Below are 894 nucleotides of genomic sequence, written 5' to 3' on the forward strand. Positions count from 1 at the left end.
CATTATTAACTGTACCCAAACTATATCCCGCAACTGGTAAGGTATCTTCTAAAGATACGCCCGTAGCATCGCTTGGTCCTGCGTTATTGATCGTAAGCTCAAAGGTCAGTACATCTCCAACATTCGGACTCGAACTTCCACTAACTAAACCTTTGCTGAGACTCAAATCTGCTTGTTCTATTACTGGAGTTACACTCGTCTCATCATCATCGGCAATACCATCGCCATTATCATCTGCTGTGTTATTAACTGTTGGATCACTGTCTGGATCATACTGATCACTTGCGGTAATCTCTGCATTGTTGGTATAAATTACGCCAACGCCTGGTACATTTACCGTAGCGGTGTAACTTACACTAACACTACCATTGTTACTCGGTACACTTAAAGCCGTCCAATTAATTGTATTACTTGTAGCAATACCACCGTCATTGATAACTCCTATCGTATAACCGTTTGGTACAACATCAGATATCGCTACACCTGTAGCTACATCTGGACCAGCATTGGTTACCGTTACTGTGAAGGTCACTACATCGCCTACATTTGGTGTAGTGTCACTTATTACTTTGTCTATACTTAAATCTGAACTCTGGATCACGACTATAGCGCTGTCCTCATCATCATCGGCAATACCATCGCCATTATCATCTACTGTCCCATCTGTGCTTGGATCACTGTCTGGATCATATTGATCACTTGCGGTAATCTCTGCAGTGTTCAAGTATTCGTCTGCAACGCCTGTCGGGGCGTTCACTATTGCATCAAAGCTAACACTTGTTCCTGTTAGTGGAACTGTAAGTCCACTCCAATTGATTGTGTTTGTTGTAGCAACTCCGCCATTACTAATGCTCGCTGTAACAATACTATATCCTACAGGTACAACATCTTCTA

General features: G+C 42.4%; 1 protein-coding gene. It reads right to left on the minus strand.

The genetic code is table 11. The annotated features are described in order from the left end of the window. The coding region (locus AA089_RS23130; protein ID WP_046759397.1) for a DUF11 domain-containing protein at positions 1–894 on the minus strand (894 nt) is incomplete at both ends.

The organism is Kordia jejudonensis, assembly GCF_001005315.1.
GTDB lineage: Bacteria > Bacteroidota > Bacteroidia > Flavobacteriales > Flavobacteriaceae > Kordia > Kordia jejudonensis.